Here is a 17,617-nt window from a genome sequence, read left to right as displayed (position 1 = left end):
GTTGATAATTTCTTTATTTTATAGCGCGCTATTGGCTAAATTTGATAGATTTCTTTAATGCATGAAAAACAAAAAGATACAGGCTTTAATTCCATGGATCGATACCATTAGTCAATTTTTCGATACTTTCAGGATTGGCACAGCTGCAAATGATTTATTTAACGTCATGCGGATTGAAGAGCAGGCAAAAGGCAAATTGCTTTTCATGCCGCTATTCCGAGGTAATTTTTTTCGTATTTTAATCTGTAAAACAAAGGGGCCTAGATTCCTGCTTCCTGACGAAACCATTCATACGTCAGCTAACAGTATTTACTTCGCATATCCCGGTAAAATGGAAAGCTGGCAGCGTGTGGAAACGATTTATGGCTATCTCATTTGTTTTACATCCGAATTTGCTGGAATCGACCCTCTAACACCCAAATTTGAAAAAGATTACCCTTTTTTTATGCGTGGAGCCAACTCACTTCTGAGGCTTTCGCAGCAAGATATGGAAAAGGTATCGCATACAGCCGAAACGCTGCTTCTTGAAATGAATTCGGGACAGGAGGATAATTTTGAAATGATGCAAACTTTATTAAAAGTATTGCTTATCCAAATCCGTCGTCTATATTATAAAGATAAGGAGCTAAAAACTCCTTTTCAGTTAAAACATGCATCCCTGATGGTTAAGTTTAGAAAAGTGCTCGATGCTTATGCCATTGACACCCCCGATATACGAAAAGAAGGAAGGCCAACGGTTCGAAAAATCGCAGATGAACTGAATCTCACAGCCAGCCATTTGAATTTTTTAGTAAAAAAATATACCGGGCACACGGCGTTGTTTCACATTAATGAAAAGCTAGTGCTGGAAGCAAAAAGTCTTTTAACACACACTGATCTGCAGGTGTCAGAAATAGCTGATCTATTACAATTTAATGAAGCAAATTATTTCAATCGGTTTTTTAAAAAGATGACCGGTCTAACTCCTACAGCATACCGTCAAGACGCTTTACTGCTTATGCAAAGCCCACTTACGGTTTAAATCGATAAAAAGTCCAATTATCACCTCAATCCGTATAAGTCTTCTGCGGCTAACATTCTTGAAATTTGTATCATTTAACAAATAATAGAAATGTACAAATTAATTACAAATGACAGAATGGCCACAGGCGTATCTATGTTTCCGGTTTATATTCTTTCTTTGGCAACTTTCATTGTTTTTTTTCAGGGATTCATGGTCGCGCCATTGCTTCCACTGCTATCCGAACAGTTTGGTACGACTACCCGGCATGTGAGTTTTATTGAACCATCGTACCTGCTTGGCTATGGATTGTTTACATTGGTATATGCGCCTCTAAGTGATCGCTTTGGCAGGTTCCGGATAATTACGTTATGCCTAATCATCTTTTCCGTATTGACATTACTTACCGCTTACGTCCAAGGAACCAATCAGATGATTTTTCTTCGTTTGCTAACTGGCATCGGTGCCGCCGGTATTGCCCCCACAACCATTAGCTGGATCAGCGATCGGTACCCGTACGAAAAACGGGGGCACGCGCTTGGGATATTCTTTGGTAACATGGCAGGTGGCACAGCTTTCGGATCCAGCGCAGGCGCTTTGATCACATCGCTAGTCGGTTGGCAATGGCTTTTTATTGGCGTCGCGAGCATCGCGCTGCTTATTTTGCTGCTGATTGTCATGTATCAAAAGGACATATTTAAAGCAAATGAGATGATCCGTGGAGTTAAGGAGAACATTTTCCTCGTCTTCTGCAATATCCTGTCGAGCGGAAGAGCTAGGCATACCTATTTCTATGTTTTGTTTAACGGGATGTTCCATGGTGGTATTTTTGCCTGGCTGGCTTATTTTTTCTATAGAAACTATGGCCTCGACGAATTACAGATTGGGCTAGCCTTGTTGGGGTATGGTATTCCGGGCCTATTACTAGGTCCATTACTCGGAAAGCTTGCGGACCACTATGGAAGACAGAGAATAATACCTTTAGGTTTATTTTTGGGAGCGCTTACCGTATTGCTGCTCAGCCAAAATCTAAATCTTGCAGCATCCTGTGTTTTAGTGGCTTTACTTTCACTCGGATTTGACCTCTCGCATCCTTTGTTTGCTGCTATTGTCACCACATTCAGTGCGCAAAAAGGAGCGGCGACAGGACTTTTTGCATTCTTTCTTTTCTCGGGTTATGGCCTGGGGAGCCTTTTACTGAGCCTGATTATCAATATCGGTCTGGAAAGCGCATTCCAGGTGTTCGGCGGGTGCCTTTTACTGGCTGCGATTTGCTCGATATTTGTTTTTAGGAAAGAGAAGTAGTTACTTAAATGCTGATCTCTGTAGTTCGTCATAGCATTGAATATATCTTATTTCGTCGTTTAAAACAACTTGTTCACCTGAGTGGTTTTATGAACGTAGCGGCGTATCATACTGATCCACTATAACATTTAAAACGTGTGGACCGACAAAAATTGATGATTCAAAACAACTAGCTGAAAATGAAAAATATAACGATTTTACACACAGCCAATGAATTTATTGCCAAAGGAGATTATGAAAGCTTCTTAGCTTATTGTACTGCAGAGACGAAATGGGTTTTTATAGGTGAGCGTATTCTCCATGGGAAAGAAGAAGTTCGCGCTTATTTGAAAGAGTTCTATCAGGAACCGCCGGTTTTTGATGTGGAAAAATCTATTGAGGAAGGTGATTTTGTTATGGTGACCGGAGAAATTCGGTTGAGAAATAAGGACGGAAAATATGATTATTTCGATTATTGCGACATTTGGCGATTCGAAGATGGAAAAATGGCAGAGCTTAAAGCATTTGTCATTGAAAAACAAGGATTGCCGCTACCCTCATCCGAATAGGCTTAGTGTTTGATCTATTTCATATTTGATTATATAATAATCCTTAATTTTGATTGGAAGTGTGGGACTTTTAACCGGATGTGCCGTAATAAATTTTGAGGGGGGGGCATGGCTTATAAACGGACTAAAACAATGGAAAATGAATTAAAATACCAGGCAATAAAACCTGACAAGTCGTTAGCGGATTTTGTTGAAAGCTTTTGGCAACTAGAAAACCAATCGGATTGTAATAGAGAGGTTGTTGTGTTGCCAGACGGAAGAGTTGATCTATTTTTCACGCAAACTGCAGCAGAGCCTTTCCACGCGACGCTTTTGGGTATCCAAACTCAGCCGGGGCACGCGATCATTGGGCCTTTGCGACAGACTTGCGCCATCAGTTTTAACCCGCTTGCAGTCCAATCTGTTTTTCAGACCAGCATCGCCAACTTGGTGGACAGGGCAACGCTCTTGCCTCCTAATTTTTGGAACTTTAGTGCCGACGACTTGAACAACTTTAATTTATTCTGCGCGAAAGCGACAAAAAAAATACAGTCGCTTTTGCCGCTTGAAGTTGACAAAAGGAAACGGAAACTGTTCGACCTCATTTATAGATCAAACGGGGCGATTACAATTAAAGAACTTGCCGCGCAATCGTTTTGGAGTCGGCAACAAATCAACCGTTATTTCGATCAGCAGTTCGGACTTACGGCAAAAGCATATTGCAATATTATCCGCTTCCGTGCTTCCTTTCAGCATATCAAAAAAGGCAAATTGTTTCCACAGCAAAACTTTGCCGATCAATCCCATTTTATTAAAGAAGTTAAGAAACTTGCTGGTGTTTCACCAAAAGAACTGTTGAAGAACCAAAATGAGCGTTTTATACAATTTTCAACGCTCAGGCCAACGTAATTTTGTTCAGTCAAAAAAATAAATTTTACTGGATATGAAATTACAAGACAAGAAAGTTGCAGTTGTTGGCGGTGGTCCTGGCGGACTCACATTAGCCAAACTCTTACAATCAAAAGGAGTAAATGTAACCGTATATGAACGTGATAGCAATAAAGAAGTTCGCCAGCAGGGAGCCACACTGGATCTGCACGAAGAAAGTGGTTTGGAAGCTCTTCGAAGAGCAAATTTGATGAACGAATTTAAAGCTAGCTTTCGACCCGACGCGGGACGTTTAAGGGTGTTGGACGAGCAGGCCATTATCAAAATGGACGAGCACGAGCTTCAAGATAAGGATCAAGAAGATCGCCCTGAAATTGATCGTGCACCTTTGCGTGATATTTTAATAAGCGCATTGCATGAAGACACCATTGTTTGGGACAGTCAGTTTATGTCAATGGTAAAACAGGATCATGGCTGGCTTCTGCATTTCAAAAACGGAAAATCTTTTTATGCTGACCTTGTCATTGCAGCCGACGGTGCAAACTCAAAAATTCGCCCTTACCTAACCGATATTAAGCCGATTTATTCGGGCGTTACAATTGTTGAAGGGAATATTTACAGAGCCGAAAAAAACACACCGAAACTTTGGGAAATCACAAAAGGCGGAAAAGTATTTGCGCTTGGTTACGAACAATCCATTATTTTAAGTGCAAAAGGAGAGGGCAGTTTATCGTTTTATACCGGTTGTAAAGTTCCCGAAAATTGGGTGCAGGAAAGCGGCATTGACTTTAATAACAAGCAACAGGTTTTTGATTGGTTTAAAGTCGCGTTCTCCTCCTGGGGCGAAAAATGGCATGAACTTTTTGCAAGTAATGAAATTTGGTTTATGCCGCGACCACAATACCACTTTCCGTTAGACCAGACGTGGACAACATTATCAAACTTGACCATGCTTGGTGACGCAGCTCATCGTATGCCGCCATATGCCGGTGAGGGTGTAAACCAGGCGATGCAGGATGCTTTTGAATTGGCCGAGAATCTGACATGCGACCATTTTCCGGATATTCAGACTGCAATTTCAAATTACGAAAAACAAATGCAGGCAAGGGCGGCAGCAGTAACAAAAGATACGTTGCAAAACACTGAAATATTGCACGCTGAAGGCGGACTTGATAATTTGCTAGCGATGTTTAACGAGGGGCGGTAAATATCGCTGCATTGTTCAGAAAGGGAATCTGTTTGGATATTTTTTCTGAATAGTACCATTAAAAAAGGGCGTCCATTCAGACACCCTCATTTTGGAATTAAGATGTTAGCCTAACGATTATTTAAATCTAAGATTTAGCGAAATAATATCCGACTTCATTCCCACTGACTTGGTGTAATGTCCGTGCCGCAGTTCCAGCATATCCAATTTATGGATGCCGAAAAATCCATTGGGGAGATTCAAACGGACGCCGGCATCAGCGTGTTTAATAATGTTTTCATATCGATTTTATTTAATCTTCCCCGCTGTTTTTTAACTGCATTAATAAGGTATAAGCATTTTTACTAACTATTTTTTTACCTACAAAATCTCGAGGGTTCAACACCTTCGCTAACCCTTTTTGGGGCTCCTCAACGGAAATTGCTTTAAGACGATAATTTCTGTTTCCTTCCGAGACGAATACATAACTTTTTCCTTCAAAGTCTACAATACATTCTTCGGGCAGAGCCTGTCCCAAGCTCGTTGTCGTTTGGATTTCAGCATTCATATATACCCCAGGTACCAGATTCAGATCATATTTATCCAAATGGCAATGAACATCTGTCATACCTGTGGGATCGACATCTTTGCCGATCAAATGAATTTTTCCCGAATACTTTTTATTGGGGTTAGCATTGGAGTAAGCTAATAGCGTTTGTCCTGGATGCAGCTGTTCAAGGTCCTTTTCATAGACTTTCAGATTAAGATGGATGTCCGATGGGTTGATCAATTCAAAGAGGACATCAGAAGGATTTACATATCTTCCGACATTGACATTGACTTTACTTACATAGCCATCGATCGTGCTATAGACGGGCGCACTTTTACGGATATTTCCTGGGGTAACAGTGCTAGGTTGAATACGAATAAGTTCTAGCTGTCTGGCAATTGAATTCATTACTATCAGCTGGCTGTTCATTTCGGCCTGTGCTTGCTGCATTACTTTATCACTGCTTGCCTGGCTCTGGTTGAGTTCTTTTTGACGTCTGTAGTCGAGCTCGGCAAATTGTAGTTTCGACTTGGCAGCAAGATAGTCCTGCTGCAGTTGAATAAACTGTGGATTTTCGACGATGGCAATAATATCACCTTTTGATACTTTCATGCCTGGCAGCAGGCTGGTACTCTTTAGGTATCCCCCCAAAGGAATACTTACCGACACCAGATTCTGAGGCGGTACATCAATTTTTCCATTCAATTTTAATATGCTGGCTATTAGCTGGTCCGAAAGCGTTACCGTCTCTATTTGGGCATTTTGCAGTTGCGCTTCCGTTAAGGAAACAAGAGTTTCGTCTTTCGGCTTTGCTGATGACGGTGAAGCCTCGCCTTTATTCCCCTTGCAAGAGACGCCAGTTATTGCCAACATAAGAACGATATATTGGACTATGATATTTTTCGTTTTCATTTCTATTGATTTATCATGATGTAATGAAGCTGAATGGCATTTTCGTTGAGCTGCCACAATGCATCTGTATAGCTACTTTTCAACGCGATAGCCTGGTTTATTAAAGTGACAAATTCGAAATAGTCAATGGCTCCATTGGAAAATTGCTTCTGCGCTGTTTCAAAAACTATTGCTGCATTTTTGAGTCCCTCGGATTCATATTGATCGACAATAGCAAGACTGGTCTGATAGCGTTGCGCGAATTCTTGGACCCGTCTTTCAAGCGCAGATTGTGCATTTTGAAGTTCATCGCTTGCAATGGTTTCTTCCAGACGTGCAGTTTCGATCCGAGCACGCTGTCCGCTGGAAAATACCGGTATGGAGAACCCTAACTGCACCGAATGAAATCTTGGACTCGCGTCGTAGATTCTGTTATCAGGCCCTGCGCCTTTAAAACTATTCAGATTGTAGCCTAGCAGCAGTTGGGGAAGTAGTCTGGATTTTTCTATTGCAGTTGTGTGCGCTGCAACTATCTTTTCTTGTTGCAGCACTTTGAGTAAAGGGTGGTCGGCTACTGATGACTGAACGAAAATAGCCTTTTCCACAATGGTAGGGGTGTAGGTTTCTGATGTGTTTAGCAACCATTGAAATTGCAGTTGAAGGACATTTATTTCATCAGCTACCTGTCTCAATTGGATTGTGATTGCGGCCTTTTGATTTGCCGCAGTTGAGCTTTCCAACGCATTGCTTTCTCCTGTCTTTTTACGGAGGATGGTCTTGTCAAGGAAGCTGCTATAAAGGGATAATGCCTCGCTCAAAAGTTTTTCCTTTTGCTGCCAATATAGTATGTTATAGTAGGTAAGGCTGACGGCCTTTTTCAGCTCAAACTCTTTAAGCGTGACATTCAGCTGGCTTTTTTTCCACTCTTCGGTATAGCGCATACGTTCCCTTCTGTAGACAGTAGGAAAACCAAAACGTTGACTGATACTAACCTTAGTATCCTGGTAAGCGCTATTGATCTGCCCGTAATCTAGGTTGATATCCGTCTGCGGAATATCTGCAGTGGATGTTCCTATTAGAGCCTTGGCATAAGCCACACGCAGTTTTTCAATTTTTATGTTTCGGTTGTTTTGGAGAGCGAGTTCAATGGATTGATCCAAAGTGATCTTTGTCTGTGCTGTCGAATTTTTTGTTGCAAAAACAACAAGAGCAATCAAAAGAGGCACAATATATTTTCCTTTTAATCTATTAGGTTTAAATCCGCGCTCCATGGTTACGTAAAGGAGTGGAAGCACAAATAAGGTTAATAGCGTCGCGATAAGCAGGCCACCAATGACCACAGTTGCCAAAGGTCGCTGTACTTCAGCTCCAGCGCCGTTGCTCAGCGCCATGGGGATAAATCCCAGTGAGGCCACCGATGCGGTCATCAAAACGGGGCGCAGCCGATTTTCACCACCATCGACAACAATACGCACAATATTACGGATGCCACTTTTTTGAAGCCGGTTAAATTCAGATATCAATACGATACCATTGAGCACAGCGACACCAAATAGCGCTATAAATCCAACTCCGGCACTAATACTAAAAGGCATTCCCCGCAGCGCCAACAAGAACACTCCACCGATAATCGATAATGGTATAGCCGTATAGATCAATAAACTTTCCCTAACGGATTTAAATGCAAGGAATAGGAGTATGAAAATTAGCGCTAACGCAATAGGTACAGCAATCAACAAGCGTTGTTTGGCATTGTTGAGGTTTTCAAAAGAACCCCCATAATTAATGGAGTATCCTGTTGGAAGTTTGATTTCCTTGTCAATCTTAGCTTGTAAGTCATGTACGATACTTTGTACATCCCGACCGTTAATATTAAATCCGACAACAATCCGCCGTTGCGCATTTTCCCGTTGGATTTGGTTAGGGCCCTGTATAATCTCTACACGGGCCAATTGGGATAGTGGAATTTGGTTGCCCATTGGAGTAGGAATCAAAAGGTTACGGATGTCAGTAATATTATTTCGGTCTCTGGCAGCTAGCCGTACAACCATGTCGAAGCGTTTCTCACCCTCGAATACCAAGCCCGTTCGCTGCCCGGCAAAAGCCGCATTGATGGTTCTATTTACTTCATCAATCGAGAGATGATGCTGTGCAATGCTAGGGCGATTATAAGATATGACAACTTGCGGAAGCCCGGCAATCGGTTCGATATAGAGATTTTGGGTTCCCTGGACCTGTTCGATTATTTTACCTATCTTTTGAGCATGTAAGGTCAGGGAATCCAGGTTGTCTCCAAATATTTTGAGGACAACGTCCTGACGTGCTCCCGTCATCAGCTCGTTGAACCGCATTTGCACAGGGTACTGAAAACCGGCCGTAATGCCGGGAACATCGGCTAATGCTTCGCTCATTCTTTCAGATTACGGATACCGTGACTCCGGCGGAGCCCGGCAGCAACGTCTGACGGCAACGTTCAGTAATGGCGGGTCCTTTCGCTATAAAAGTGGTACTTATGATCGCGCAAGCAGCGGGGCCAGAATTCTGTATGCAGAGATCAACAGAGGGAAAATTGAAGATTTCAGTATTCAGCAGGTGAATTTCAGCCAGGGTAACACTATCCGTTGTGTTCGTAATATTATCAATAATTAGCTGCTCACCGAACAAACTTTCACCGCAATGTTATGGCAAGAACGTAAACCAACAAAAGAGACACTCGGTCTCTTTTGTTGGTTACAGTAGCCACATTTATCTGGTTATTGAATACTTTTGATTGAATTTTCGTTGATTATATATTGGATGAAGCTGTTCAATTTGGCGACTGAAACATCGCCTATTTTATTTAATTTTCTGAGTTCATGGGGTGAATAAAATAGGAGGTCTTCCAAGGTGTTGATGCCATGCCAATTTAATTTTTTAACTAGACTAGGGCCAAGTTTGTTTGCATAATATGCAATTTCCGTTTTCATTTCCGCAGATTTGAAGAGCTGAATATCGTGGAAGACTCCGCTGAGGTATTCAAAGATTTTATATTGTGTATGGTAATCAATTGTATTTAACAAAACAGTTTTCTTGATTTTTTTATGGATGATGTCTATTTTAATCGATGTTGGATTTTTTGGTTTTGCCATAACGTGCAATTTTGAGGATTCAGTATGATGTCAGCTGGTGTCAATCAACTGGGCTCAATATAGTCAATGCGCGCAATAGGATAGTTCATGTGATTATTTATTCAGTATTCATTTTTACAGATTTTTTGTTCCAGATGAGAATTAGCTATCTTTTGTATTGACGCCGCTAAGTAGAAAGGCATACCTGCATTATTATCGATTACGATAGCAGAAGGTGATAGATCCATCAGGTAAAGGCATCGTGAAAATGGTAAGACGTACTGGAAAAGAAGTATCGATTAGTACTGTTTATCTGTTTTTATGTTGGATTAAAAAAAGGACGGCCACATACTGCCATCCCTTTTCACAAATAAACTTAATTGATACTAGATACTCGGGTGATGTATTTGAAAAAGCAATTGAGCTAACCCAGAGCACGCGTATGTGATTGTAAAAGTAGCGCTTTAATCCTGAGGTTTTGTTTACGTATTTATTCAATCGTTTTTTCTGGTTATAAAAATATAAACCGGATTATAAAAATATAAATTCCTAAAGCATTGATACCTTCCATAAGTCTTGGTCTAATCTCAATAACGCTAATCCGCTATTCAAAAACGAAATTCGCAAATCAGTGCTGTAGGGACCTAGTCCCAGGTAAGTCTGGCGACATTAGTCATGCAGCTACATTCGGCTGCGGGTAGCTTTATCAATCAGAAGCAAATGTCTGATCTTTTTAAAAAGCACAACCTCGAGTTGTTATGGCGGGGATCTATGCATCAGTAAGCGGAAATAGAGGTCAAAAGAGTACAGTTTATTACAGCTGAAAAGGTATATTTACCTTATGGATCTTGTACTTTCAATCGTTATCGCCACTATTTTTATTTTTTTGGCTCTGTTGCATTTTTTCTGGCTGCTCGGTGGACATTGGGGAATGACTGTTGCCGTTCCGACCGATCTGAATGGCAGAAGGATATTTAATCCCACCCGGGTAGGCACTTTGCTGGTAGCCATCGGATTATTGATTTTTGCGTTTGTAAATCTATGTGCCGTCGGAGTTTTGGATGTTCCGGTAGACGTAAAGTATATCCGCTATGAAATGTATATGGTCAGTGGTATTTTCCTGCTCCGATTTATTGGCGATATGAAGTTTTTCGGTATCTTTAAGAAGTACAGAAAGTCTTCTTTTGCAATAAGAGACACCTATTTTTATAGCCCATTATGTCTTTTTTTGTCGGTCTCTAATGGCTTTTTGGCGTTTGTATTATGAGAAAAGACAAGTGCTTTTTCTTTAAGTAGTTGGACGTGCTGTCGTTTGAAAAACATTTGGACGTTAATCGGTAACATTAATGGATAAACTACTTTAAGACCTTTTCACATGGTCTTAAAGTAGCCATTCGATTTAGCGGAATTAGTGATTGTCGGTATGCAACCAGACCACTTTCTGTTGGGACTCATGCTGTTGGCCGATAATGTCACCATAGAGATCTGGCCTTCGAGCTTTTATGTAACGATATCCACCGGCTTGAATCAGTTTTTCGGGCGTAATGGTGGCTATTGTAAAACTATCTTCAAATGTACAGCATTCAGTCAGAATATCCCCGAAAGGATCTAAGATCATGGAACATCCGTTTTTTAACTGATCGTCATCCATGCCGATGGGGTTTGAAAAAACAACATAGAGCGCATTGTCATAGGCCCGGGCTGGCAGCCATTTCATCAGCCAACTACGTCCTTCCATTCCGTCAAATTCTAAGCGCAAGCTGGTTGGATCGTTTTCGCGATTTTGCCAAAGCTGCGGATCAACAAAACCTGCGCCAGGTCGGGAAGAAGGGGTACACATAGTTACATGGGGCATAAAGATGATATCGGCACCCAATAATTTTGTTGCGCGTACATTTTCGATGACATTATTATCATAACAGATTAAAATACCACATTTCCAACCGTGAATTTCAAAAATAGTATAGCCTTGCCCTGCTTGCAAATAGGGGTTTATAAAGGGGTGAAGCTTGCGATGCTTTGCAATTAGGCCATTTTTGTCTACACAGATATAAGGTTTATATAAGTTGTCGTCCTCATCCTTTTCAAACAGGCCCGCGAGGATAGTGATGTTGTATTTAGCGGCTATTGAAATCAGCTTTTGTGTACTTTCGCCGTCTGGGACAAGTTCGGCGATCGCAAGCATTTGTTGTTTATCTAAATTTCGGGCAAAGGTATACCCCGTTATGGAGCATTCGTGAAATGCAATTACCTCAGCACCCTGTGCAGCGGCCTCTTGCGCAAGTCGTTCGATAATGGCTAGGTTATAAGCCTTGTCCGCACTCTTGTGCTCAAATTGTGCCGTAGCAATTTTTAAGTTGTCCATATTTCTTGAATTGATCTATAGACAAAGCTACAGGCTAGGCCTTAGCTGAAATTGTATAAACCCGACATTTCAGTAGATGCGTTTTTAAATTCCATAAAGTTGATTGCGAGCCGATTTGTACTATTTAAATATTCCGAAGGTGTGATGCCGGTATATTTTTTAAATGCCCTGATGAGGTGGGACTGATCAAAATATCCACTTTCGTGGCTGATCGTTGTTAAGATCGTTTCAGCTGATTTGCTGCGTAGCAATTTCAAAAAGGAGTGGAATTGGACAATATTGCCAAATTTTTTTGGGCTCATTCCAACCTGTTCCGCAAATATTCTTTCCATATGCCGTTCGGTGTAACCGCTGTATTGCACAATTTGTCCTACGGTAACCAATCCCTTTTGCGCTGTGATATGTTGCAGAATTGCAGGGAGTGGTCCCCGATTTGGATACTTCTGCCGGACGGCATATGCATAAAAGAAGGCATTTAATGCATGTACTTTTTCAGTTGAGGACTTCGCGTGTATCAGGCTGTCATATAGTCTGATAACATATGGTCCAAATACATCTTGCGTAACAATAATTTGATCTTTTAGTGCATGGGCAGCGATACCGAGTAACTTATAGAGCCCGTCGGGTTGGAAGACAATAATAACAAATGAAGTCTGTGTCAGCAGGGCGAGATCTTGGAAATGACTGATCTGACCATACAAAAATGAAGCGGGGAGCTGCTGACTTTCGTTGATGGACAGCTGGCCTTCATTAAGAAGAAAGACCATTCCAGTGTTCCCATCGGAAAATAACCGCAGTTTTTTATGCTGATCAACACCACTTTCCAAAAAAAGATAGTGCTTGATGTAGGGCGATAAAATTTCTGGAGGAAATAGCTGCATGATCTGATCGGTAATTGACTGCACTCAAATGTACATATTTCCGCAAGCTTTTCTTTACCAATTTACTCAATTTTTAGTGGAAGAAAAGATAGTTGAAAATAAAGTCTACTAATATTGTAGATTTTATTTTATGTTTACTATATTTGTTTTATCAACCTAGGAGATAAGCTTGCCTTTCTTACAAGCCACATCTTCCGCACGTAATGATCACAATGTTTAACTTAATTCATTATTTATGAACTGCAAATTTTATCTTAACCCTTCCCAATCGAGCGCAAGTCTGCGCAACTGTAAATCCTTTTGTTCTGATTTCAATAAGCGAATGTGTAGCTGCGGTTAAAGGAAAGTATTTCTTTCCATAAAAGCAGCTTTTCTGACAAGTAATCAATTGGCGTTGGCACTTGTAAATATTCACTGTTAAAATTTTACCTATGAAAAATAGCGTATGGAAGTACGCCGTGGCGATGTTTTTGTCACATGGTTTGCTATTGCCTGCATTTTCGCAGCAATCTGAGCCACTTATTAACGCGACCTTAAAAGGTATTGTATTGGATTCGATTACCAATCGACCTATTGAAGGCGTTACCATAAAGCTCGAAGGTGTTACCCATCAAGTAAAGACCGATGCGTCGGGAAGATTTCAGTTTGTCACGGGGCAACGACTTCCGTTGACATTCTCAACTTCATTTTTGGGATACAAGGGTCGAAAGATAACCGCACGGGAGGCACAGATTCAGATCTTGCTTCAACCTAGCGTTTCTGATCTGGATGAAGTGGTCGTCGTAGGCTACGGTGTACAAAAGCGAAGAAATCTAACGGGAGCAGTTGCCAAGATAGACGCTGCCGAAGTCAACAAAATTCCGGTAGCAAGTTTTGATGCCCAGTTGCAGGGCAAGCTTTCCGGTGTGCAGGTTTCCACCAACTCGGGTGTCCCCGGCGAAAGTATCTTCCTGCGGGTTCGCGGAACGACATCCATCAATTCCAGTAGCGATCCCCTGTATATTATTGATGGCGTATTCTTAAATAATACCTCCCTCCAAAATATCGGGCTTGGTGGACGTACCAGTTCACCACTTACGGATATCAACCCAGCAGATATCGAGTCTATTGAAGTGCTGAAGGATGCTTCTGCAACCGCGATCTATGGCTCCCGGGGTGCCAATGGTGTGATCATCATCACCACAAAAAAAGGAAGTTATGGTAGCCGTACCAAAATTGACCTCAACCTGCAGGGGGGCTGGGCCGAAGCCAATAAATCCTTGTTGCCAAAATTGGCGACAGGTCCCGAAACGGCGACCCTCGCCAACGAGTGGTGGATAAACTCCGGATTGGACAATCCGGCATTGAAACAGACTTTCGCCAACAGGCCTTATCGTCCAGTTTCGGAAGGTGGGAAAGGAAATCCTGAAGATCAGCCTACCTATGATCGCCTTGGTTTCCTGTTGCGTCATGGGAAGCTGCAGGATTATAACATCGGTATCCAGGGGGGCGGCGACAAATCGAGGTTTTATATTGGCGCTGGCTACACGGGACAGGAAGCTTTTATTAAGGTCATTGATTTTTCGCGAACCAATCTCAAGTTTAATTTCGACCATCAGATCAGTAATCGTGTCAAAATCGGCCTGACAAATAATTTTTCCAGAACCTACCGCAATCAGGCGCGTACAGGTGATGGCCCTCAGGTAAGTCTTTTCAATTCGGCCGTTTCTTCGGCAACGAATGTCCCGATATTCAATACCGATGGATCACTCAATGGTACCGATAATACCTATACACTGGTGGACAACTACGATGTCAATACCACAAGTCTGCGTTATGTAGGAAGTGCTTTTGCGGAAATTGATCTTGTGAAGGGACTGAAATTCAAATCCAGTTTTAGTGCCGACTATAACCTATACGATGAATCACAATACTGGAACAGTAAAACCAGTATTGGTATCGCGAATAACAATCAGGCGACCTCAGGAATATCGAGAAATGCTACCTGGATAAACGAACAAACCCTGACGTATCAGAATACCTTTGGCAAGCATAGCCTGAATGCTATTTTGGGAAATACCTTGCAGAGCAACGTACTTGATTACAAATACCTGGAGGGGAATGGTTTTGCGAATGACTCCTTTAAACAGATCTCATCGGCAGCCAATATCATTGCATCCGACAATTGGACTAAATATACGATTGCTTCCTTTTTTGGAAGAGTAGGCTACAGCTATGCGGATCGGTATTTTGCAGAGGCAACCCTGCGGGCAGATGGCTCGTCCAAGTTCGGTGCCAACAACCGATGGGGCTATTTCCCGGCTTTTTCGGCAGGCTGGCGGATTAGCCAAGAAGCCTTTTTGGTCGAACAAACCTGGTTAAATGACCTGAAAATTAGGGCGTCCTATGGATTGACGGGCAATCAGGCTGGAATCAGCAACTTCGCCGCCAGAGGTCTTTGGTCGGGCAATGAAAAATATGCCGACAGCTATGGCAAGGTGTTGCCAAGTACAGGTCCTTTCCAGTTGGGGAACGAAAATTTGCGCTGGGAGAAAACAGCGCAGGCAGATCTTGGGCTGGATGTGGCGCTATTCAAAAACAGCCTGTCCATTACCGTAGATCTTTATCATAAATATACCTCCGATCTACTCCTCGAACGACCTATTGTCGGCAGTTCTGGTTTTTCAAAATACTGGGCCAATGTGGGTGAGATCAGCAACAAAGGCTATGAGGTGTTGATCAACTCGCTCAACGTGAAAACAAAAGACTTTGCCTGGAATACAAGTTTTAACATTTCGGGAAATACGAATAAAATCGAAAAACTGCCCACGCAGATCACCCAGTATACCCGCGATTGGGTGATCCTGAAAGAAGGTTATTCGCTCAACTCATTCTGGCTTTACGAACAGCTGTCGGTCGATCCACAGACCGGAAAAGCTGTGTTTGACGGACAGCTGAGCGATGGTTCTTTGCCTACTTCGGCACGTAAAGTTTTTCGGAATGCTTATCCCAAGTTTTATGGGGGGATAGGCAATACCTTTACCTATAAAAACTTTGACCTGGGTGTAGACTTTAGTTTCCAATATGGTAACTATGCCGTTAACCTTAACCGCTACTTCAGGGAGCGTAATCCGAGCAGCGGTGGCGTATTTCAAAATGTGCTGAACAGATGGCAACAGCCCGGTGATATTACCGATGTGCCCCGCCTGACATCCGAAGGGCTCAACTATACCATCGATGCCAATAGCCGCTATCTGGAGGACGCTTCATTTTTAAAGCTCAGACAGCTGTCTTTTGGTTATAAATTGCCGAAAGAGCTGGTCGAGCGGGCAAAATTGACTGCTGCACGTATCTATTTTGTAGGGTCTAATCTCTTTGTGTGGAGCAAATACACCGGTGATCCTGAATCGAATGTGACCAGTAATCCAAACGCACAGGGGATAGGATCGTTCGGAACGCCACCACAACCGCGTACCTTTCAACTCGGTCTCAATGTCACCCTGTAAACGTTAATCTTAATCCGTAAAGCTCATGAAAAAAATTACATATTTCCTTTTTCCGCTTCTTGTCTTACAACTCAGTAGCTGCAGCTCGTTTTTGGAGGTGGAGCCCAAGAATTCAGTGTCTGATGAAGTGACCATCGTCGATGCGGGTTCTGCAGCAACAGCCGTGCGCGGTATTTACTCGGCACTTCGGTCCAACGATTACTATGGCTATAGTTTTCAGCTGCTAGGATTCTTTTCGGCAGACAACATCGTGTATCGGGGTAGCCAAACTGTCCATCAGACCTTGACCAATCATACGGTAAAATCTGACCTCGCTGTCCTGGCTACGGCATGGAACCAGATTTATGCCACTATCAACCGGTCCAACCATGTGATCACCAAAGTACCTAACCTGGCGCTGACGACCACTTTTACTGAGGCCTATCGAAACCAGCTTGTTGGGGAGGCCTATTTCGTGCGTGCATTGGCCTATTTTGATCTGGCCAGAACCTGGGGTGGTGTACAGATCGTGTTGCAGCCGACCACTTCGGCCAGCAGCCTACCGCAGGTAAAAAGAAGCTCCTTGACTGACACCTACGCGCAGGTGTTGCAGGATCTGCAAAAGGCCGAACAGCTATTGCCCAATGAAACTAATCGCATCCGAGCGACCAAGAAAACAGCACGTGCACTGCTGGCAAGATTCTACCTTTATCAGAAAAACTGGTCTGAAGCGATAAAATATGCCTCGTATATTATTGATGATAATACCAATTATAGTTTGGTGAGCCCATATCGCTCGTTTTATGCCAACAATACCTCCAATACCAAAGAATCGGTCTTTGAATTGGTCTATGATATCAACAATACCAGCGGTCAGGCAAGTCAATGGTTGTCGGGTAATAATGGGGGAACTGCCTGGATCAGACCTTCGCAGGCCATCTACGACCTGCTGGTAGATCCTACTGTTGGTGGGGATCGGACGGCATTGGTATCCAAGACCTCTTCGTCCACAGATCCGAATATCCTGATCGGCAATCTGTATTACCGAACAGACCGTACGGATCCCGTCTTCTTGATCCGTACGGCCGAGCTCTACCTCATCCGCGCCGAAGCATTGGCGCAGCGGAATGGATCTGGCGATCTGACAGCGGCTTTGGCCGACTTAAATGCCATACGCTTACGCGCCAACATTAAACCCTTGCAAGGTCTCGGAGCGGCAGCGCTCCTGCAGGCCGTGGAAGATGAAAATCGCGTTGAATTTGCCCTGGAAAACCATCGTTGGTACGATCTGTTGCGGACGGGACGCGCGCAACAGGTGCTCAATATTTCCTCTGTGAATAGGCTACTGCTGCCTATACCGTACGCTCAGGTTTCGATAGACCCGGATCTACAGCAAAATCCAGGTTTGGATTGATCGGATGACTCACGTGTTTTTTTCCATTAAATCGTATTG

At 42.7% G+C, this 17,617-nt stretch carries 14 protein-coding genes; 9 read left to right on the top strand and 5 right to left on the bottom strand.

The genetic code is table 11. From position 1 onward, the window contains the following. Nucleotides 1–61 precede the first annotated feature (61 nt). From OK025_RS23125 to OK025_RS23105, 5 genes are all read left to right on the top strand, one after another. Nucleotides 62–1,021 (top strand): helix-turn-helix transcriptional regulator, encoded by a 960-nt coding sequence (locus OK025_RS23125; RefSeq protein ID WP_317667089.1) that lies wholly within the window; start codon nt 62–64, stop codon nt 1,019–1,021. Nucleotides 1,022–1,111: 90 nt separating this feature from the next. Beyond that, nucleotides 1,112–2,305 carry an MFS transporter gene (locus tag OK025_RS23120; RefSeq protein WP_317667088.1) on the top strand — a complete coding sequence of 398 codons (1,194 nt, stop codon included), beginning with the start codon at nt 1,112–1,114 and terminating at the stop codon, nt 2,303–2,305. A 179-nt stretch (nt 2,306–2,484) separates the two neighbouring features. Beyond that, nucleotides 2,485–2,853, top strand: a complete 369-nt coding sequence (locus OK025_RS23115; protein ID WP_088161244.1) for a nuclear transport factor 2 family protein — start codon at nt 2,485–2,487, stop codon at nt 2,851–2,853. 132 nt (nt 2,854–2,985) lie between these two features. Next, a complete protein-coding gene (locus OK025_RS23110) occupies nt 2,986–3,741 on the top strand; it encodes an AraC family transcriptional regulator (protein ID WP_317667087.1) in 756 nt (251 codons plus the stop codon). 34 nt (nt 3,742–3,775) lie between these two features. After that, nucleotides 3,776–4,927, top strand: coding sequence for an NAD(P)/FAD-dependent oxidoreductase (locus tag OK025_RS23105; protein ID WP_317667086.1), 1,152 nt, complete (start codon nt 3,776–3,778; stop codon nt 4,925–4,927). A 292-nt stretch (nt 4,928–5,219) separates the two neighbouring features. On the opposite strand, the gene OK025_RS23100 is transcribed toward OK025_RS23105, so the two are convergent. Both OK025_RS23100 and OK025_RS23095 read right to left on the bottom strand, forming a co-directional pair. After that, entirely contained in the window at nt 5,220–6,368 is a 1,149-nt protein-coding gene (locus tag OK025_RS23100; RefSeq protein WP_317667085.1) for an efflux RND transporter periplasmic adaptor subunit, read from the bottom strand. Nucleotides 6,369–6,370: 2 nt separating this feature from the next. Then, nucleotides 6,371–8,758 carry an efflux RND transporter permease subunit gene (locus OK025_RS23095; protein ID WP_317667084.1) on the bottom strand — a complete coding sequence of 796 codons (2,388 nt, stop codon included), beginning with the start codon at nt 8,756–8,758 and terminating at the stop codon, nt 6,371–6,373. Here OK025_RS23095 and OK025_RS23090 point away from each other — a divergent pair. After that, nucleotides 8,727–8,996 carry a hypothetical protein gene (locus OK025_RS23090; RefSeq protein WP_317667083.1) on the top strand — a complete coding sequence of 90 codons (270 nt, stop codon included), beginning with the start codon at nt 8,727–8,729 and terminating at the stop codon, nt 8,994–8,996. The genes OK025_RS23095 and OK025_RS23090 overlap by 32 nt on opposite strands. 104 nt (nt 8,997–9,100) lie before the next feature. Here OK025_RS23090 and OK025_RS23085 read toward each other — a convergent pair whose 3' ends face one another. After that, a complete protein-coding gene (locus tag OK025_RS23085; RefSeq protein ID WP_317667082.1) occupies nt 9,101–9,475 on the bottom strand; it encodes a hypothetical protein in 375 nt (124 codons plus the stop codon). 820 nt (nt 9,476–10,295) lie between these two features. Here OK025_RS23085 and OK025_RS23080 point away from each other — a divergent pair. Further along, a complete protein-coding gene (locus OK025_RS23080; RefSeq protein WP_317667081.1) occupies nt 10,296–10,721 on the top strand; it encodes a DUF3995 domain-containing protein in 426 nt (141 codons plus the stop codon). 141 nt (nt 10,722–10,862) lie between these two features. Here OK025_RS23080 and OK025_RS23075 read toward each other — a convergent pair whose 3' ends face one another. After that, the gene (locus OK025_RS23075) at nt 10,863–11,819 is read right to left on the bottom strand and encodes a nitrilase family protein (protein ID WP_317667079.1); all 957 of its coding nucleotides are present in this window, start codon (nt 11,817–11,819) and stop codon (nt 10,863–10,865) included. A gap of 41 nt (nt 11,820–11,860) precedes the next feature. Further along, nucleotides 11,861–12,724, bottom strand: a complete 864-nt coding sequence (locus tag OK025_RS23070; protein WP_317667077.1) for a helix-turn-helix domain-containing protein — start codon at nt 12,722–12,724, stop codon at nt 11,861–11,863. Between the two features lie 407 nt (nt 12,725–13,131). Here OK025_RS23070 and OK025_RS23065 point away from each other — a divergent pair, with 407 nt between their 5' ends. Next, a complete protein-coding gene (locus tag OK025_RS23065) occupies nt 13,132–16,185 on the top strand; it encodes a TonB-dependent receptor (RefSeq protein ID WP_317667075.1) in 3,054 nt (1,017 codons plus the stop codon). A gap of 25 nt (nt 16,186–16,210) precedes the next feature. Next, nucleotides 16,211–17,578: a RagB/SusD family nutrient uptake outer membrane protein gene (locus OK025_RS23060; RefSeq protein WP_317667074.1), complete on the top strand. Its 1,368-nt coding sequence runs from the start codon at nt 16,211–16,213 to the stop codon at nt 17,576–17,578. The last annotated feature ends 39 nt before the right edge of the window (nt 17,579–17,617 follow it).

Origin of the sequence: Sphingobacterium sp. UGAL515B_05 (assembly GCF_033097525.1) — a bacterium.
In the GTDB taxonomy this organism is placed as follows: domain Bacteria; phylum Bacteroidota; class Bacteroidia; order Sphingobacteriales; family Sphingobacteriaceae; genus Sphingobacterium.
This window is presented reverse-complemented; position numbering and strand designations above follow the sequence as displayed.